The sequence below is a fragment of the Chryseobacterium gallinarum genome (assembly GCF_001021975.1).
Lineage (GTDB): Bacteria > Bacteroidota > Bacteroidia > Flavobacteriales > Weeksellaceae > Chryseobacterium > Chryseobacterium gallinarum.
In genome coordinates, this window is record NZ_CP009928.1 from 2,945,363 (window position 1) to 2,964,342 (window position 18,980).

Genomic DNA, 18,980 nt, shown 5'->3' on the forward strand with positions numbered 1-18,980 from the left:
AAGAAATAGCATAAATGAAGAAATATTTAAAACTGCTCCGCGTGGAGCAATGGGTGAAAAACCTCTTTGTATTTGTCCCTCTGTTTTTTTCAGGTAATATTACTAATATAGATCTGCTCACCAAGAGTATTTTTGCATTTATTATTTTCTCACTTGCTGCAAGTGTAGTATATATTCTGAACGATTATAATGATATTGAAGCGGATAAAAAGCATCCGGAAAAAAGAAGACGGCCGTTGGCAAGTGGTGTCATTTCAAAGTCAAAAGCTATAGGAATTCTCTTTACACTTGTTATTGCAGATATTGCCCTTGTATTTTTTGCCCAGCTTTATTTTCATCAGTATTTATGGAAATTCGGAGCCATTATTGCTTTTTATGTTGTGATGAATCTTGCCTATACATTCAGGCTGAAACATGTTCCGATTATTGATATTTTCATTATCGCCATAGGATTTGTATTACGGGTTTTGGCAGGAGGATATATTACCGGGATCAGTATTTCTCAATGGGCTATTTTACTGACTTTTGTTCTGGCATTGGTGCTGGCTATCGGGAAAAGGAGAGGGGAGCTTATCAATGCCCAGGTTTCCGGGAAGACCAGGAGGGCATTGGATGGTTATAACGTTCAGTTTGCAGATATTGCATTGTCTATTTCGGTTACGCTCGCTATTATATGTTACCTGATGTTTACATTATCTCCGGAAGTTCAGGCAAGGTTCCACACAAGAGTGTTTTACACTGTGGTTTTTGTTGTTTTTGCCCTGCTGAGGTATTTGCAGCAGACGCTGGTGTATAACAGGACAGAATCTCCTACAAAAATAGTATATAGAGATCGTTACATTCAGGTTACATTATTGCTTTGGGTAGCTGCATTTTTAATTCAAATTTACTTTAAAAAATGAAGCCGAATTTCACACAGAAAGTTACCAACTGGGGGAATTACCCGGTAGTAGAAAAAGAAATGAGATCTGAGGACAGCTTCAAAAAAATAAAAGAATTTGTACTCAGCCATAATGAGGTGATTGCAAGAGGAAATGGAAGGTGCTATGGAGATGCTTCCTTAGGAGAAACAATATTTTCTACTAAAAAGCTAAATAAATTCATCAGTTTTGACCGCTTAAACGGGATTATAGAATGCGAGTCCGGGGTACTTCTTTCGGATGTACTTGAAATAGCGGTTCCGCAAGGATATTTTTTATATGTAACACCCGGTACCAAATTCATTTCAATTGGAGGTGCTATTGCTTCTGATGTTCATGGAAAAAACCATCATGCCGAAGGCTGCTTTTCAGAATATGTCCTGGAATTTAAACTGATGACGGAGAACGGAGAAATAATAACCTGTTCCCGGGAAGAAAATTCAGAAAAATTCTGGGCAACGATTGGAGGGATGGGACTCACGGGAATTATTCTCACGGCAAAATTTAAGCTTAAAAATATAGAATCAGCTTATATCCGTCAGGAAAGTATTAAAGCAGATAACCTGGATGAGATTTTCAGATTATTTGATGAAAGTGAAAGCTGGACCTATACGGTGGCGTGGATTGACTGCCTTCAGAAAGGTAAAAATATCGGAAGGAGTATACTGATGAGGGGAGAACACGCTTTCCAGCATGAGCTTCCCCAGAGATTGGGAAAAATGCCTTTACGGCTAAAGAAAAAACTTCAGCCTACTGTACCTTTTTATTTTCCGGGATTTGTATTGAATGCCCTGACGGTAAAAATATTCAATTGGTTGTACTATAAAAAGCAATCCAAAAAAGAAGTGAAAAATTTTACCGATTATGAAACATTTTTTTATCCATTGGATGTTATTAATGATTGGAATAAAATCTATGGAAAATCCGGATTTATCCAGTATCAGATGGTAATTCCTAAAGAAGCAGGAAAAGAAGGAATGAAGAGGATTCTTGAAACCATAGCCAAAAGCGGTAATGGTTCATTCCTGGCTGTTTTAAAATTATTTGGAAAAAACAATCCACAGGCTTACAATTCATTTCCTGTGGAAGGATATACACTGGCGCTGGACTTCAAAGTCAATTCAAAACTGAAAAAACTGGTGGATCAGCTGGATAGTATTGTTCAGGAGTTTGGGGGAAGAATTTATCTTACCAAAGACAGCATGAGCAGGTCTTCGCTTACCAATTATCTGAAAAATATTCAAAATTCTAAATTTGTGTCTTTACAGCACAAAAGAATTATAAACAACAACTCATAATGATAGTTCTGGGAAGTACATCCGAAGTGGCTCAGGCATTTGTAGAAAAAGCCCTTCAGGAAGGAGAAAAGTTTGAAAAAATCTATCTTTTTACCTCAAATAAAGAGACTACAGAAAGGTTTGCAAGACATATTGATGTAAAGTTTCTGCAGCAGTCTGAAGTCATAGAACTGGACCTGATGAAAGAAATTGATTATAATAGATTTGATAATATCAATTCAAATGTATTATTTTGCGCCGTAGGATATTTAGGAGAAGGGACAGAGGAAGGACTATATGATAATAAGAATACTGAGCGTATTATTGACATTAATTATTCAAAGCTGGTTCCCGTAATGAATTATTTTGCCCATCGGTTTGAAAGCAAAAGATCAGGTACCATCATCGGGCTTTCTTCAGTGGCAGGAGACCGGGGCAGGCAAAGTAATTTTATCTACGGAAGTGCAAAAGCGGCTTTTACGGCCTATTTAAGTGGGCTGAGGAATTATCTTTTTGATAAAAAAGTACATGTTCTGACCATAAAGCCAGGATTTATGGCGACCAAAATGACGGAGGGGCTACCACTGAATCCTAAACTGACTGCTACTCCTAAACAAGCTGCCGCCTGTATTTACAGAGCTTTTAAAAAGCAGAGAAATGTGGCATATGTTTTGCCGGTTTGGAGTATTATCATGATGATAATCAGGAATATCCCTGAATTTATATTTAAAAAATTAAAGCTTTGAAAAATGAAAAAATTGTATTGTTTTGATTTTGACGGGACCCTTACTTATAAAGATACCATGTTTATGTATCTTAAGTTTTATGATTCTACAAAATACCGGATACAATTTTTGAAACATGTTCCTCTTTTTATTTTGCTGAAGCTTAAATTGGCGGAAACAGAGAAAGTGAAAAAAAGTTTTATAGGGTCTATTCTTAAAGGGCAGACTCAGGAAAAGATCGAACTGAAATCTAAACAGTTTTTCGAGCAGCACTATCCTAAAATTGTCAGGGAGAATGCTTTAGACTTTATAAAAAATATCGATAGGAATAATATACAGAGTTTATTGGTTACTGCTTCGCTGGATATCTGGGTAAAACCCTTCGCTGAAGAACTCCAAATGCAGCTGGTTTCTACCCGGGCAGAGTTTAAAAACGGGGTTTTCACAGGAAACTTTATTGGTAAAAACTGTAACGGAAAAGAAAAACTGATAAGAATAAAAGAAGAAATCAACAATTCCAAGTATGATAAAATTATCGCATTTGGTGATACTTCGGGTGATCGTCCAATGTTGAAATGGGCAAATGAGGGACATTACCAATTTTTTCATTAATTTTGGCTGATAAAAGTGAAAAAAATGAAAAGCCTGTTAATCGTATGGACTGCAATTCTGATAAGCTGTACAAGTACACCTTCCCACACATTGGCGGGTACGCAGAATAATGCTGAAATTCTTGTTTCTGAAGCACAAGGTGGCACAGACCAGATGGGTTTTAGAATAATAAAAGATGAAAAAGATTTCCGAAATACAATTAAAGGAAGTTTTGGCATTATAGGTCCGGAAGGAGATGGATCTTATATCAAATATCCGCAATTTCCTAAAAATAAAAAAGTTGTTTTATACAATCTGGGAACCTTCAGATCAGGAAGCCACACCATTGAAGAGATCAAAAGTGTATCTGTGAAAAATAAAATTTTATATGTAGAAGTTCCGGCCGGAGCACCCTCTGGTGGAATGGAAATTCAGGTGATTTCCAACCCCTGGTTTATTTTTACAGTTCCTGCAGATTACCAATTTACCTCCGTAGAATTAAAATATTCAAAATAATAATGGATAAAATATATTTAGATAATGCCGCAACCACACCTCTTGCAGATGAAGTAATAGATGCAATGGTGGGGACCATGAAGATGAATTTCGGAAATCCGTCTTCAACTCATAGCTTTGGACAGGAAGCAAAAATACTTATCGAGAATGTAAGAAGGCAGGTTGCAGACTATCTTCATGTAACTCCTGCTGAAATCATTTTTACCTCCTGTGGGACAGAGTCCAATAATATGATCATTAAATCATCTGTAGAACATCTGGGAGTAGAAAGGATTATCAGTTCTCCACTGGAACATAAATGTGTGTCGGAAAGTATTCTGGACATGAAAAACCGAAAAGGAGTAGAGGTAAACTATATCCGCCCGAACGAAAAAGGAGATATTGATCTTGCTAAATTAGAAGAGCTTTTAAAAGCATCAGATAAAAAAACTCTGGTAAGCTTAATGCATGCCAACAATGAAATAGGAAATATAATCAATCTTAAAAAGGTTGCCCAGCTATGTAAAGAGCATAATGCGTTTTTCCACTCGGATACGGTACAGACGATGGCTCATATGAACCTGGATTTCTCTGATATCCCTGTAGATTTTGCATCCTGTAGCGCTCATAAGTTTCACGGGCCAAAAGGGGCTGGCTTTGCCTTTATCAGAAAAGCAACAGGTTTAAAAGGCATTATTACCGGCGGACCTCAGGAAAGAAGTCTTAGAGCTGGAACTGAAAATGTCTGCGGTATTGTAGGGCTGGGAAAAGCATTGGAGCTTTCTCTGAATCATATGGAGGAGTATACCCAACATATGCAGGATATCAAAGATTACGCAATTGAAAGGCTTTCTGCAGAAATTGAAGGAATTAAGTTCAATGGAAGAAGTGCTGAAAAGGAAAACAGTCTTTATACAGTTTTAAGTGCGTTACTGCCTTACAAAAATCCATTGATAGGACTTCAGCTGGATATGAAAGGAATTGCAATTTCGCAGGGAAGCGCATGTTCATCAGGAGCGTCAAAACCTTCAATGGTAATGATGATGGTGCTTTCTGAGGATGAAATGGATCACTGTACGCCATTGCGTATCTCTTTCAGCCATATGACGACCAAATCGGATATTGATGCATTAGTAAATGCGCTAAAAGAAATTTCGAGCGATATGGCTATAGAAAAAACTAATGTTGAGCATAGATAGTCTTATGATGTAAAAGTCGTAATTTTGAATACTCAATAAGAAAAAAACAGAAATAATATTAATTTAAAATAAAAGAAACAAAAATGGCTTTAGAAATTACGGACAGCTCATTTCAGGATACGGTTTTAAAATCAGATAAACCTGTATTAGTAGACTTCTGGGCGGTATGGTGCGGACCTTGCAGAACTTTAGGTCCTATCATCGAAGAAGTGGCATCAGATTTTGAAGGAAAAGCAGTAGTAGGAAAAGTGGATGTAGACAACAACCAGGAAATTTCAATGCAATATGGCATCAGAAATATCCCTACAGTTCTTATCTTCAAGAACGGAGAAGTAGTAGATAAATTAGTAGGTGTAGCACCAAAAGAGGTAATCGCTGAAAAATTAAGCGCTCACCTGTAAAAAAATAAGTTTGATAATGAATACCTTCCATTGCTGGGGGGTATTTTTTTTGAAAATAATTTGCAGGGAATAAAAAAAGATGTAATTTTGCAACCACGAAAAAGAAACGAAGTTCTTTAATAATTTGATCCGGTAGTTCAGTTGGTTAGAATGCCGCCCTGTCACGGCGGAGGTCGCGGGTTCGAGTCCCGTCCGGATCGCAGAGTTTTCTCAATTTCTTTAAAAAATTGATCCGGTAGTTCAGCTGGTTAGAATGCCGCCCTGTCACGGCGGAGGTCGCGGGTTCGAGTCCCGTCCGGATCGCAGAGTTTTCTCAATTTCTTTAAAAAATTGATCCGGTAGTTCAGCTGGTTAGAATGCCGCCCTGTCACGGCGGAGGTCGCGGGTTCGAGTCCCGTCCGGATCGCAGAAGTTTTCTCAATTTCTTTAAAAAAATTGATCCGGTAGTTCAGCTGGTTAGAATGCCGCCCTGTCACGGCGGAGGTCGCGGGTTCGAGTCCCGTCCGGATCGCAACTACTATATCAGAATAGTATAAGATGCTGTAAAATAGATGTTTTACAGCATTTTTTGTTTTTATAGCTGTTCCAAAAAGTCGCTAACAAAAGGGGGGATCAAACGCAAAAGTTGTGGTCTTGTAATATTTAGATCTATTTAATTTTTAAAATTCACGTAAAGGTTTCTTTTTGATACTCTTTATTTTAAGTAAGCTAAGAAATGAATCGATTTTTAATTGCTTCTGATGAAGCGAAGACTTTGCATGCGCTTAGCCAGCAGCTATGCTGCCTTCTTTGCCTACTTGAAATAGACATTATTTTTTAAAACTTTGCGTGAAAAACGATCTCAATAATTTTGACGCTAATCAATAATGAACAGAATTTTTTATATTCAGACCCAGTTTATTATGTCCCTAACTTTGCTCCTGGTCCAAAATCCGGGGGCCAGGCAAAAGTTTAGTCAACCTAAATAGAAAAAGCGATTTATCTTTTACCCTTCTGGGCTGCATTCCGAAGTTTTTGATTTTAGCATTAAAAGATTCTGCTGCTGCATTGATATAGTGTCCATAAAGAATACAATTTTTCCAAAATAGTTTATTGCTGAATTATTCCCAAACACAAAATTCTTTTGCGGTTATTAAGAGAGCTTGGAAATATTTTATTTTTAAAAATAGTTTGAAAAAAAAAGTATCTTTGAGAATTTAGCGATCGGCATATATTTAATTTCAGATCCGGTTTTATTAAAAACATTAGTAGGAAATCAGATAACAGGAAGTTAAATAAATATTTTGATTCAGGAATTTTTATCAGAAATTAATTTATAAATGAAGAATTGGTCTTTTAAAAAATGGAATACCGTTTTAGGATGGGTAATGTTCAGTATTGCTCTTATCACGTATCTATCTACTATAGAACATTATTTGAGTTTCTGGGATTGTGGAGAATACATATCTTCTGCAGTGAAGCTGGAAGTAACCCATGCTCCCGGAGCAGCACTTTTTCAGATCGTAGGAGCTGTTGCCAGTATATTTGCTTTCGGAAATGAGGCTAATTACTCCATTGTGATTAATATGGTGTCAGCACTGTGCAGTGCATTTACCATACTATTTTTATTCTGGACCATTACTCATATACTTAGAGATCTGTTAAAAAAAGAATTTGAAGATATTTCCAAAGGCCAGCAGACCGCTATTCTTTTCGCAGGAGTAATAGGATCACTCTGCTTCACATTTTCAGATACATTCTGGTTTTCTGCTGTAGAAGGGGAAGTGTATGCTATGGCGAGTATGTTTATTGCGTTGCTGCTATGGCTCATCACCAAATGGGAAAATGAATATAAAGAAAAAGATAATGAGCGCTGGCTTATTCTGATATTTTATATCATAGGTCTTTCCGTAGGAGTACACATGATGTGTATGCTGGTAATCCCTGCAGTCTGCCTGATCTATTATGCTCGAAACTATACATTTACCTGGAAAAACTTTATCTGGGCGAACCTTATTACACTGCTTATACTGGCTATCGTATTTAAAGGTATTTTCCCGCTGATCATGACCCTGTTTGGTAAACTGGAAATATTCTTTGTAAACGGGTTGGGGCTGCCTTTCCATTCAGGAACTATTGCAGCATTTATTTTAATGGTAGCGATCTGTTATTTCCTGATCAAATATGCAAGGAAAACTAAAAAAGGTATATACCAGACGATTACATTGTCCATTGTTTATATGATGATTGGTTTTTCATGCTGGGTCGTAATTCCTATCAGGGCAAATGCCAATCCGCCAATGAACCTTAATGATCCTGATACCGCCATTGGTATGCTGGATTATTATAACAGAGAGCAGTATGGAGACTGGCCTACCATTTACGGGCAAAACTATACTGCATTCCTTGATGCGAATGGGATTGAGAAAAATGAAGACGGAAGTTTTAAAACACAGAAAACCGGGGAAATCTTTGAAAAAGATGAAAAAACCGGAACGTACAGGAAAATCGGAGACCGTTTTAACTATGTTTTCAGTAAGTCTCAGGTAAGCTTAATGCCTAGAATGTTCAATGAAGATAAGGATGTCATGGCTAATTATATATCAATGTATGGTGCTCCGGATTTTACATTCAATTATGGTAACGAGGACATTGCAGATAACCCTGAAGCCAAAAAAATATTTGATGAATTAAGAGCAAAGTATGAAGATAAAACAATCACGGCTTCAGATTATTTAAAAGTAAAACCTTACAACCTAATTAATGTTCAGAGACCATCTTTTGCCCAGAATATGGAGTATTTCATCAGCTTTCAAAACGGATATTATTTTGTGAGATATCTTATGTGGAATTTTGTAGGAAGGCAGAATGATCTGGAAGGACATATGGAAATTACTAATGGGAACTGGATTTCGGGAATTCCGTTTATCGATAATGCAATGTGGGGAAATCAGGATAAAATGCCTGCAAAATTCAAAAATGAAAGTACGGTTGCCTTCTTTTTTCTACCCCTTATTTTAGGTCTGATTGGTTTCTTTTTCCAGCTCAATAGAGATTTTAACCGTTTTTATGCAATACTGGCGCTGTTCATTACGACCAGTGTAGGGATTGTTTTTTATACAGGAATAAAACCTTTTGAAGTAAGAGAAAGAGATTACGCTATGGTGGGGTCATTCTATGCTTTTGCCATTTGGATCGGATTGGGAGCAGGAGCTTTATTATGGTTCTTACAGTCTAAAATCAAATCCGCCGGTGCTAATATTGCATTGGGAGTTGTATTGTTAGGAATTCCTTTTATGATGGGCTTCCAGAATTATACGGCACATGACCGCAGCCATAAATCCGCAGCTTATGATTATGCTTATTCATTCCTGAAATCACTGCCTAAAAATGATATTGTCTTTTTATACGGAGATAATGATACTTTCCCGGTATGGGCAATTCAGGAAACAGAAAGATTCAGGGATGATGTAAAAACAGTAAACTTTACACTGCTTGCAACGCCATGGAATATAGATCAGGTAAAACGCAAAACCTATAATTCAATGCCTATCCCGGGGCAATTAACCCGTGAAGATTATAAAGATGGAGTAAATGATCAGATCTATCTGGTAAAGAAAGAGGATTGGGAAGGTATTTTTGCAAATCTTAAAGAACAGGGAGCTCCTGAAACTGAACTTCAGCAATTTAGAAAATATCTTACTCAGGATTCAATGACTTTGAAGGAAGCAGTGAATTTTATTAAATATAAATCCCCTGAGAAAGATGAGATCCTGAAAATGATTTTCGGAGAAGAACGATATGAAAAATACAACTTCCTTCCAGTGTCTAAATTTATTCTTCCGGTTAATAAGCAAAATGCTGTAAATGCAGGAATTATGAGTGTTTCTGACGTGGCAATCGCAGCAAACCAGATCATAATTGATTATAAAGGAAGTACTATGTATAAGAATAATCTTATGATGCTGGACATGCTTGCTAATTTTGACTGGAAACGTCCTATAAACTTCTCTTCAGGAGGAATTTATGACAGTGAAAATATTTTTTACCTTGACAATTACCTGCAATTTGATGGTTTTACATACCGTTTGGTTCCTATAAGCACCCCTGCGGGGAGCGGTGGTGAAATGGGACGGGTAGATGGAAATTCATTATATAATATTGTGAAAAACTACAAATGGGGAAATTTTAAAAACAAAAATATTCATTACGACGAAACAGCAACTTCTAATATTATTGGCTATAGAACCTCTGTAAGCAGGGCTGCAGAAGCTTTGGCCATGACAGGGCAGAAGGAAAAAGCAACTGAGCTCCTTGACCTTGCTGTTAAAGAAATTCCGACTGAAAAATATAATGATCCCCGCTCACTAAGCTCTATAGTATATGGATATATTCTTGTAGGTCAGGAAACCAAAGCAGTGAAAATGGCAGAGGATCTCCAAAAAGATATCTTTAAGGAATATGATTATTATCTAAGTCTTGATCCTTCTGACCAGAAATATCTCAGAAAACAGATGCGGGCTAAACCAATGGAATATTCTATGGTAGTTGCAGCCGTAACCAATGCATTTAATAAATTAGGACAAAAAGATAAAGGATATGCTTATCTCGTACGTTCTATAGAACCGATTGACAAAAAGTTCAATGTATTTATTAAGGGACTGCAAATGAAGGAAAAAGCAATCAATAAACCTGAAGATGTACAGAGAATCACACCTTTTTACCAATATTTATTTGATATAATGGGTGAGTATGATTCTACGTATGCCAGAGAAAAAGAAGAACAGATAACCAATGCGATGATAAAAGCAACACAATAATAACCTGCTGTGCATTTTGAAATAATATTATCTTCTTGCTTATCTGGTGATTATTCAACACAAAGGGGCATAAAGAATTACTGAGAAAATATTGAAATTAAGTTGAAAGACGTTCCACATATTGTAAATTTATTTTACAATGAGCAATAAGTAAACAAAGGCTGATCTTAATGTCAGCCTTTGCTTTAAAGTATTTTTATTTTGAATTTAATCCAAAAAAAATTACTGCCGGAAGACAGTAATAAGAAAGATCAGCGATATGGTGTTCGTTCAGTTTGTGATTTTTCGAACAGGGATGAATGTGCTGCTCAAAATAAACTGATCTTTAAACGCTGCTCAATTCGGTAGTCGCATGCAATATTCCTAATCTGAATGAAAACTCATGTCTGAGTTGATTACGATAAAAACTTCATGACGGAATTTATTTAACTTTAACCGGTTATTTATGCAGCTTCTTTATATCATGGTTATTTATTATATTGAAATGAACTCTTCCACTGCCTTATTAAAACTGTTTTGAGTACATTTGATCATAATAGCTCAAAAAGGTACAATCATGCAAATCTTTTTGCAAAAGTATATCACATTGCTTTGAAAATTACTACACTTTTGTGTAGATTTGTGATAGTAAAGCTAAAACTACCTTTTCGTGTAGTAGTATAGTGGTGCTTATAACATTATGGAAGAAATAAACAGGTTTTTTAATGATAAAAATGAAGTCAGTCGCGATGCAGATATTGATTTCAGCCAGTCCGGGGATTATCTGGAAGCGATAAAAGCTCTTTCCAGGACTACTTATCAGAGTCTGTATGTCATTAATTATCAAACCCGCGGATTTGAATATGTTTCTGATAATCCGCTTTTTTTATGTGGAAAAACTTCAGAAGAAGTAAAAGAGTTGGGATATGCTTTTTACTTTCAGAATGTTAAGCCTGAAGATGTAGAAATGCTGATTAAGATCAATGAAGCAGGGTTTGGATTTTATGAAACCATTCCGGTGGAAGAGAGAAAAATGTATTCCATTTCCTACGATTTTAACCTGATCAATAGTAAAAATAATCTGATCCTTGTGAATCATAAGCTTACACCCATGTTCCTGACAGAAGAAGGACAGGTCTGGAAAGCATTATGTGTGGTTTCTCTCTCCAGCAATAGTATGTCCGGAAATGTAGTTCTCAGTAAAGAAGGAGCGGATGAAGTCTGGAAATATGATTTGATAGAAGAAAAATGGGAAAAAAACGAAAAAATAAAGCTGTCATCCAGAGAGTTTGAAATTTTAAGTCTGTATGCCAGTGGAATGACCATCAATGAAATTGCCGGTAAACTTTTTATCACAGCAGATACGGTGAAATTTCACAGAAAAAAACTCTTTGAAAAGATTGGAGTAAATAATATTGCCGAAGCTCTTGCCTATGCAAAGACTAATAAATTACTGTAAAAGATATCGTTATTACCGTTTTTTTACGGTATTTTAAAGAATGTCTTTTATGATTCAATTTTAGGTCTGATATTTGTACTGGGTAGCCAAACTAGATGGCCAATTTTATTTATGAAGAACATATCTGTGAAAAAAACTTTTATTTATACCTGTTTATGTGCAATATTTCTGGTTTCATGTAAAAAAGAAATAGAGAAAATAAGCGATACTTTTAAAGATACAGTTACTGCATCAGAATCTCCTGAAGAAGAAAAAGATACAGTAAAGAAAGACTCCGTACCTGTAGTGAAGAAAGAATCTGTTCCGCCTGTTATACAGGAGAATGGTTTTTATAATGCGTTTGTTATTCCGAAGGATAAGAAAATCAGAGATTCCGTATATGCTGAATTTAGTAAAAAGTATAATGAGAAGGAACGTGCGGCGATTCTTGCTCTCAATAGATTAGATTCTAAAAGCAAATGGAATTCCGATACCCTTGTCGTTCCTGCGAAAATAGATACAACCCTGATGGCGTATTCGCCGTTTCCCATGCAGCTGGATATATTAAGCGGGGTGAAGAAATTTGTGATTTTTTCATATCCTATACAGGCATTTGGAGTGTATTCTAACGGAAGCCTTATAAAATGGGGGCCCACAAGTATGGGAAAAAAATCAGCCCAGACAACGAGAGGCCTTACTTTTGCAAACTGGAAAAAGAAATTATCCATTTCCACCGTCAGCAGCGAATGGAAACTACCTTATAACTTTAATATTCACAATATAGGAGGAATCGGATGGCATGAATATACCCTACCCGGATATCCTGCTTCCCATTCTTGTTTAAGACTGCTGAGAAAAGATGCACAATGGCTGTATTCATATGCAGATACCTGGATCCTGAATCCGGGAGGTGCTACTACAAAAGCCAGAGGTACGGCAGTTATGGTATTCGGGGATTATAACTGGGGAGGAAGAAAACCATGGAGAAAACTTTTAAATGACCCGAACGCCAATAATATTTCTGTGGAAGAGCTGACAAAACTATTGGAGCCGGAAGTTCCCAAAATGCTGAAAGAACAAGCCAACAGGGAAAAAGTAGTAGATTCCATTAAAACGGCTAAAGCAATGGCTACACCCATTCAGAGTGAGCAGACTGCAAAGCCTGTGACTAACTAATTTTTTTTTCAAATTGTAAAGTGGATTCTTCAGCAAATTTCCTGAGCTTAAGCATTTCTTCTTTTCCTTTGTGCTGCCCGAATCTCGCAGCCAGATAAGTAAGGAGAATAAAAAATAACATTACAAAAGAAGCGCTCAATGCCCAGGGGTATTCGGCGCTTTTTATTTGCTTTTCCACATAGTACATGGTGAAGAAAGTCATCCATAAAATAGAAAAAGAAAAATAAAGAAACATAAAAAAGGTCCAGACTGCAGAGCTGGGACCAAAGACTCCCCGGATGGTGGTATGCTCATCTTCAATTTCCACCCGCAAGGAAAGGCGTGGTTTCCAGTAGTTATCATTTGCCGTTTCTACCCAGATTGTAGCAACTTCCTTATTGATGTTACCTGTAAATTCTCCTTTATGTTCCGCAAGATACTTTTTCAGATTTTCAGCATATTCTTCTTTGGTAAGATGGGTGAGCATCTTAAATCTCGGCCGGGTTCTTATTTTATCTATTGTGCTTTCTTCCGTTTTCATACTTTATTCTTGATAAGGAATGGGATCTTCTAATGTGAAATGTAAGGTTAATTTTTCATTTTTCCGTTCAATTACCATAGTAATGTTGCGTCCTTCATAAGATTTCATAAGCTCTAGTATTTTTTCCATTGTCATATTCGAGGCCAGAGTTCCGTTAATGCTGATAATTTTATCCTCTTTTTTCAGCCCGGCATGGTAAGCCGGAGAATCTTTTCTTACCCCTGCGATTAAGAATACGGGCTTTAAGCTAAATTTGTATTGAAAAGAATCTGTATATACTTCATTGCCGGTGAGGGCCGTTTTTTTGGTTTCAATCTTTACAATATCTTCCTTCCATTCCAGTCCGTCCTGTTTAAAGTCCAGTCCACTCATATTAAAATGGAACGGGTCATCAAAGTTTTTGTTTTTTCTCAGATATAGTTTTTCATTGGCATAATCGAAAACAGTGGTAAACCTGCGCATAATTTCTCCTCCTATAGAGCCTTTTCTGCCTTCTACCAGATTGACATGCTGAATAGAAAACTCATCCGGCATAGCAGTAAGGGGTTTCTCAAATCTAAAATCACCCAAATAAAAATTATGAATTCTGCTTCTTTTCCCATAAATATCTCCATTGAATCCGCGTCCGATAAAATCATCAATATTAGGTCTGTTGTACACGAAATTTTTGATAAGGGCAGGGAAGAGCCATATCGCATCACTGTTCCCAAGGTCAATCAGGAGTTTTGAGCTTTTTCTTTCATTAGTCATTTCTACGTCTGCATAGAGATAGGGTTTATATTTTTCAATACTCATAGGAAGCTCTTCATACCTTTTAAGTTTACTGCTTAAAAGTTCGGTGCTTTCATATATTGTTATCTTTTTTGAGGTATAATTTATTGAAACAGGGTGATTTTTAAAAAAATGATAGCCTATAATCCCATTGACAGGAATTCCGACATGAGAAGAGATGTTGAAGCTTTCATCAATAATCAGATAGATAGACATTGAATTATTGACCAGAGATTTCCCTATACGGGCTATATTGTGATCTGATTTGAAGCCATCTATACTTACATTTCCGCCAAGACCGGAGAATTTTACTTTTTCTACATTTTGTAATCTGATCTCTTTATTATCAAGACTGAAAAGAATGGTTTCCGCAACGCCTGTATCCAGCAAAAAAGTAAGTTCGGCACCATTCACGTTAACCGGAATAAAAATAAGGTTATTAATGAATTGAAAAGGAATAACTGCTTTTTTGGTATTAATCAGCTCAAAAGAATTTTGTGCATTTACAAAAATGCTTAAAAATAATCCCAGTAAAAAAAGCTTTAATTTCATTTACTGAATTTACTGAATTTATCCTTACGGAGAATAAAAAAACATTCCAAATACAGGAATGTTTGTATAAACTGCAATAAGCTTCGTTTTTTGTTGAAAATATTTAAAATTGATAAAGCTACTTTGTGAAAAAGTCCATGAGGTCCATATAATTCTTTTGATTAACCCCATGTCCGCTCATATACTCTCTGAAAGTAAAATAGCAGTTGAGGTCATAAAGCAGTTCTGCAGCTTTTCTTCCCCATTCAAGTGGAATAACGGCATCATCTGTACCATGTGAAACAAAAAAGCGGAGCCTCTCAAGTTTCTTTTTATCCTTTACAATTCCGTCAAGAATTTTTTCCTCCGGATAAGCGCTTAAACAGGCTACATTATTAAATAATTCAGGGTGCTTTAACGCCAATGCGTAACACAGTATACCTCCCTGACTGAATCCACATAAGTGAACTTTGCTTTCTGTGAGGCCATAATGATTGATGATTTTTAAAATACTTTCAAGTACCGCGTTCAGCGATTCCTTTGCCTGGGTAACATCAATAAAGTTATCAGGCGTATTAAAATCTATATCGTACCAGGAATACCCCTCAAACTGTGTGTTTTTCGGAGCTCTGAAGCTTATGATAAGCCAGTCATTAGGTAAAGTTTCCCTAAAACTGAAAAGGTCCTGTTCATTACTGCCATAGCCATGCAGCATAAAAAGAACAGGAGTGTTGGATGTTATATTTTCCGGTTCTCTTACTAGATAATCTAAATTCATACAGCAAATATAATTAATAAATCACATTGTCAGCCTTCCCGTTTTATTAACCATGCAAGGAGGTTCGGCAGGAGGTGTTGTTTGTTTAACAATTATTTCTTTATCCTGTGTTTTTATAGAGAATGGGGATATTTTTATTTTTATTGATTTGATATTATTTGTAAATCTTTGTTGGAAAATTTTCATGAAAGTTATTTTTATATTAATAAAAAACTTATATTTGAAACATTAAAAAATCTATTTGGAGAAATGAAGCAATTTTACAATTCAAAAAGTTTACTTAGACTTTCTTTTTTATTCGTCTTATTATTTTCTGTAATTACCGTTGTGAATTCTTGTAAAAAAGATGACGATGAGGAGTTTCAGGATCATTTGGTTCAATTCGAAGTGAAAACATCTGCAGGTGGAGTTATTAAAACCATTGTGACTCAGGTGGGAACTTCCCAGAATACCATGTACAATACGCTGCAGACACCTTTAAACTCACCATGGACAAGTGGAGAATTTTTTGTGAATTCCAGCCAGGCACAGCTTAATCTTGATGCCAACGCTGAACTTCCGGATACAGACTCAGAACTGATCATTAATCTTTGGATTGACGGTTCTATTGTCAAAACCGATAAGAAAGTTGGAAAAGGAACCTTAGTGGCTTCTATTGATTACAGTTTCCTGGAATTGTAAATTTAAATTGATAAAATATAAAAAACCGCTGCAACCAGCGGTTTTTTTATTCATCTATCAGCCGTTGCTGTAATGCACGATTGATAAGTTCCGTAGAATTTTTGGCCTGAAATTTCTGAAGCAGATTCTTACGGTGGGTGTCCACAGTAAGAGGGCTTAAAAACAGCTCTTCAGCAATGAGAACACTCGTTTTCCCTTGTGCTACCATTTGAAGGATTTGCTTTTCCCTTTTGGTTAGCCTTGGCACCGGTAGATCAGTGGGAGAAGGGCGGCTGATGATTTGCTTTGTTTCATTACAGAATACAATATTTCCCGAGAGTGCCCCTTTGATACATACTGCCAGCTCATCGATAGAAGTGTTTTTCAGAATATACCCGCTGGCCCCGTTTTGTATAGATTGCATGATAATGCTTCTTTCTGAGCGATTGCTAAACATAATGACTGAAATATCCGGCGATATTTTCTTGATCTCTCTGCAGAGTTCAGTACCGTTTACATCAGGCAGGGTAATATCCAAAAGAATAATATCTACTTTATTGGACTTGATAAAACTGATAATTTCCGATCCGGAAGTAAAGCTTTCGGAAACATTGAAATGAGGCTGGCTGTTAAGCATCATTTTCAATCCTTCAATGACAATAGGATGATCGTCTACGACAACAATATTGATTTTACTATTCTCCATGGGTATTGAGTTCTATATTAATCGTTGTGCCCTGGCTGTCTGAATTGATTTCCATGATTCCTTTCATATAATCCACCCTGTTTTTCAGATTGCGAAGACCCATACTTTTAGGATTTTGTTCTTTGCTGTTTCCAAATCCTTTTCCGTCGTCTTCAATAGTGATAAAGAAGTTGTCTCCGGTTTGAGAACATTGCAATAATATGTTACTGGCATCAGCATGTTTTATGGCATTGGCCAATAATTCCTGAACGATTCTATAAATATTGAGCTGAATGTTCAAAGGTAACTTTTTATTGATATTCATAGCCTGAAAATCAATAGTAAGATCTTTCCGGGTATAAAATTCACAAAGATCACTCAAAGCGGTTTCCAGCCCGAAATTAAGTAAAGATTCGGGCATTAAATTTCTGGCGACATGGCGAAGCTCACTCACAGAATTATCCAGTTGCCCCAGAATCCTGTAAAAATCACTGTGCTTTTCGGGATGCAGATGGCAGGAAGACCAGGTGGAAAAATTGATTTTAACGCCTGCCAGCATACCGCCGAGGCCGTCATGAAGATCTCTTGCAATACGTTCCCTTTCCCTCTCTTCTCCATCCAGAATAGCCCTGGTGAGTGATAATTCTTCTTTTTGCTTAATATCATTTATTTTTTGCTCAGATATTTTTTTGTTTTTTCTAAAAATAATAAAGAGGAAAATCAAAAGACTTAAAACAAGTAATAAAATAAGGCTTAATCCCCAGAGATAGGAATTTTTCCTGCTGACCTCCAGGTCTTTTTGATTTTTTTCAGCATTAAGGAGTGCTATTTTTCTTTCTTTTTCAGCAGCATTGAATTTCGATTCAATTTTATTGATTTCAAGCTTTACGTTTTCGGTATTTAAGCTGTCGTTGAGTGTAGAATATTTTTGTTCCCATGCCAGGGCCTCCTTGGCATTTCCCATCTCTTCATTAAGTACGGAAAGTTGTTTGTAAATTGTTTTCCTGTTGTTAAGATCTACAGCGAGCGTTTTTTCAGCCAAAACATCTTCTAATGTGTTTTTAGCTTCATTATATTTTTTTAATTTTTTTAAAATATCATATTTATTGAAGTAAAACATCTGAGCCAACAGATTCTGATTAAATTTTTTAGCATAGAAAATTCCTTTGTCTATAACGGGTAATGCCTCCGCGTTTTTTTGTTTGGTGATACAATAAAGTGTTTTAGCGTAGTAATAGGATGCATTAGCTGAAGATTCCGGGTAGGGCGTAATGAGCTTTTCAGCTTTATCTAAAAATTTTTTAGCCTCATCTCCTTTAGCCTGATAGCAAAAATTGCTGGTAGAATTCAGGTAGGCATACAATAGTTCTGCAGAATGGGGTGCATTTTTTTCCAGAATTCCTAATGCTTTATTATTGTAGTTTTCTGCCTTGGCAAACTCAGCATTATACGTAAGAATAATGGCCAGCTGAGTATATAAAAAACCCAGGTTTTTGCTGGTTTCATACTTCTTGATCAGTGGGATGCTCTTTTCAAGAATAGTTTTTACCAGAAAGGGATATCCTTCTTTATCTTTTTGGGTTACTGCATAGTTGTACCAGGCCAGAGACTGCATAAATTCCGATTCTTCATTTCTGAATTCTGCTAATTCTTTAATGGCTTTCAGGTAAGATGCAGCTGCTTTCTTTTTATTACGGTCAAGGTTATACTGTCCTTCGTAATAGTGATATTTGGCGGAAAGAAAAGGACTGTTTTTTATGAATGCTTTCCCGGTTTCCAGGTATTTTTTGCTTAAAAGACTATCTCTGTTTCTGTAATAATTTGATAGAAGAAAACAGGCATTCACTTTTGAAGTGTTGGGAGCTGTATTTTTTATAATGTTTTGCAGGCTGTCTGAATAAGATTTCTCGTCAAGGGGGATGATCTGCTGTGAAGACAGGCTTAAAGACAGCAGTATGCTTAATAGGATCAGGAATCTCTTCATTCTGTATCAGTTCTGTGAAAAAATTTTAACTGCTCAATTTAATTAAAAAAA

Annotated in this window: 17 protein-coding genes and 4 tRNA genes; 15 read left to right on the forward strand and 6 right to left on the reverse strand. The window is 36.3% G+C overall.

What is annotated here, in order from left to right; translation table 11 throughout:
- The first annotated feature begins 14 nt into the window (after nucleotides 1–14).
- From OK18_RS13240 to OK18_RS13305, 14 genes are all read left to right on the forward strand, one after another.
- Nucleotides 15–902 (forward strand): decaprenyl-phosphate phosphoribosyltransferase, encoded by an 888-nt coding sequence (locus tag OK18_RS13240; RefSeq protein WP_053328285.1) that lies wholly within the window; start codon nucleotides 15–17, stop codon nucleotides 900–902.
- Nucleotides 899–2,218 carry an FAD-binding oxidoreductase gene (locus OK18_RS13245; RefSeq protein ID WP_053328286.1) on the forward strand — a complete coding sequence of 440 codons (1,320 nt, stop codon included), beginning with the start codon at nucleotides 899–901 and terminating at the stop codon, nucleotides 2,216–2,218. Before OK18_RS13240 ends, OK18_RS13245 begins: the two co-directional genes overlap by 4 nt.
- Entirely contained in the window at nucleotides 2,218–2,943 is a 726-nt protein-coding gene (locus tag OK18_RS13250; protein ID WP_053328287.1) for an SDR family NAD(P)-dependent oxidoreductase, read from the forward strand. Before OK18_RS13245 ends, OK18_RS13250 begins: the two co-directional genes overlap by 1 nt.
- Nucleotides 2,944–2,946: 3 nt before the next feature.
- Nucleotides 2,947–3,534 (forward strand): HAD family hydrolase, encoded by a 588-nt coding sequence (locus OK18_RS13255; protein WP_053328288.1) that lies wholly within the window; start codon nucleotides 2,947–2,949, stop codon nucleotides 3,532–3,534.
- A gap of 24 nt (nucleotides 3,535–3,558) precedes the next feature.
- On the forward strand, nucleotides 3,559–4,029 hold the full coding sequence (locus OK18_RS13260) for a hypothetical protein (RefSeq protein ID WP_050022048.1): 471 nt from the start codon (nucleotides 3,559–3,561) through the stop codon (nucleotides 4,027–4,029).
- 2 nt (nucleotides 4,030–4,031) lie between these two features.
- Nucleotides 4,032–5,207: a cysteine desulfurase family protein gene (locus OK18_RS13265; protein ID WP_053328289.1), complete on the forward strand. Its 1,176-nt coding sequence runs from the start codon at nucleotides 4,032–4,034 to the stop codon at nucleotides 5,205–5,207.
- Between the two features lie 83 nt (nucleotides 5,208–5,290).
- Nucleotides 5,291–5,608: a thioredoxin gene (trxA, locus tag OK18_RS13270; RefSeq protein WP_027374941.1), complete on the forward strand. Its 318-nt coding sequence runs from the start codon at nucleotides 5,291–5,293 to the stop codon at nucleotides 5,606–5,608.
- 126 nt (nucleotides 5,609–5,734) lie between these two features.
- A tRNA-Asp gene (locus OK18_RS13275) sits at nucleotides 5,735–5,808 on the forward strand.
- 29 nt (nucleotides 5,809–5,837) lie between these two features.
- A tRNA-Asp gene (locus OK18_RS13280) sits at nucleotides 5,838–5,911 on the forward strand.
- Between the two features lie 29 nt (nucleotides 5,912–5,940).
- Nucleotides 5,941–6,014, forward strand: a tRNA-Asp gene (locus OK18_RS13285).
- Nucleotides 6,015–6,045: 31 nt separating this feature from the next.
- Nucleotides 6,046–6,119, forward strand: a tRNA-Asp gene (locus tag OK18_RS13290).
- 808 nt (nucleotides 6,120–6,927) lie between these two features.
- Complete coding sequence (locus tag OK18_RS13295; protein WP_053328290.1) at nucleotides 6,928–10,407, forward strand: protein O-mannosyl-transferase family; 3,480 nt, start codon at nucleotides 6,928–6,930, stop codon at nucleotides 10,405–10,407.
- A 679-nt stretch (nucleotides 10,408–11,086) separates the two neighbouring features.
- A complete protein-coding gene (locus OK18_RS13300) occupies nucleotides 11,087–11,845 on the forward strand; it encodes a response regulator transcription factor (protein ID WP_053328291.1) in 759 nt (252 codons plus the stop codon).
- A 111-nt stretch (nucleotides 11,846–11,956) separates the two neighbouring features.
- Nucleotides 11,957–13,000: a L,D-transpeptidase gene (locus tag OK18_RS13305; protein WP_053328292.1), complete on the forward strand. Its 1,044-nt coding sequence runs from the start codon at nucleotides 11,957–11,959 to the stop codon at nucleotides 12,998–13,000.
- Here the strand turns inward: OK18_RS13305 and OK18_RS13310 are convergent.
- The 4 genes from OK18_RS13310 to OK18_RS21475 form a co-directional block, all read right to left on the reverse strand.
- Nucleotides 12,993–13,520: a hypothetical protein gene (locus OK18_RS13310; protein WP_053328293.1), complete on the reverse strand. Its 528-nt coding sequence runs from the start codon at nucleotides 13,518–13,520 to the stop codon at nucleotides 12,993–12,995. The two genes, OK18_RS13305 and OK18_RS13310, sit on opposite strands and share 8 nt — an antisense overlap.
- Nucleotides 13,521–13,523: 3 nt before the next feature.
- The gene (locus OK18_RS13315) at nucleotides 13,524–14,843 is read right to left on the reverse strand and encodes a PDZ domain-containing protein (protein WP_053328294.1); all 1,320 of its coding nucleotides are present in this window, start codon (nucleotides 14,841–14,843) and stop codon (nucleotides 13,524–13,526) included.
- A 118-nt stretch (nucleotides 14,844–14,961) separates the two neighbouring features.
- Nucleotides 14,962–15,600, reverse strand: coding sequence for an alpha/beta hydrolase (locus OK18_RS13320; RefSeq protein WP_050019695.1), 639 nt, complete (start codon nucleotides 15,598–15,600; stop codon nucleotides 14,962–14,964).
- 21 nt (nucleotides 15,601–15,621) lie between these two features.
- Nucleotides 15,622–15,786 carry a hypothetical protein gene (locus OK18_RS21475; RefSeq protein WP_167336342.1) on the reverse strand — a complete coding sequence of 55 codons (165 nt, stop codon included), beginning with the start codon at nucleotides 15,784–15,786 and terminating at the stop codon, nucleotides 15,622–15,624.
- 141 nt (nucleotides 15,787–15,927) lie between these two features.
- Here OK18_RS21475 and OK18_RS13325 point away from each other — a divergent pair, with 141 nt between their 5' ends.
- Nucleotides 15,928–16,281: a hypothetical protein gene (locus OK18_RS13325; RefSeq protein WP_228377610.1), complete on the forward strand. Its 354-nt coding sequence runs from the start codon at nucleotides 15,928–15,930 to the stop codon at nucleotides 16,279–16,281.
- A 46-nt stretch (nucleotides 16,282–16,327) separates the two neighbouring features.
- Here OK18_RS13325 and OK18_RS13330 read toward each other — a convergent pair whose 3' ends face one another.
- A complete protein-coding gene (locus OK18_RS13330) occupies nucleotides 16,328–16,966 on the reverse strand; it encodes a response regulator (RefSeq protein ID WP_050019696.1) in 639 nt (212 codons plus the stop codon).
- The gene (locus tag OK18_RS13335) at nucleotides 16,956–18,929 is read right to left on the reverse strand and encodes a tetratricopeptide repeat-containing sensor histidine kinase (protein WP_053328296.1); all 1,974 of its coding nucleotides are present in this window, start codon (nucleotides 18,927–18,929) and stop codon (nucleotides 16,956–16,958) included. The genes OK18_RS13330 and OK18_RS13335 overlap by 11 nt, the downstream gene beginning before the upstream one ends.
- Nucleotides 18,930–18,980: the final 51 nt, after the last annotated feature.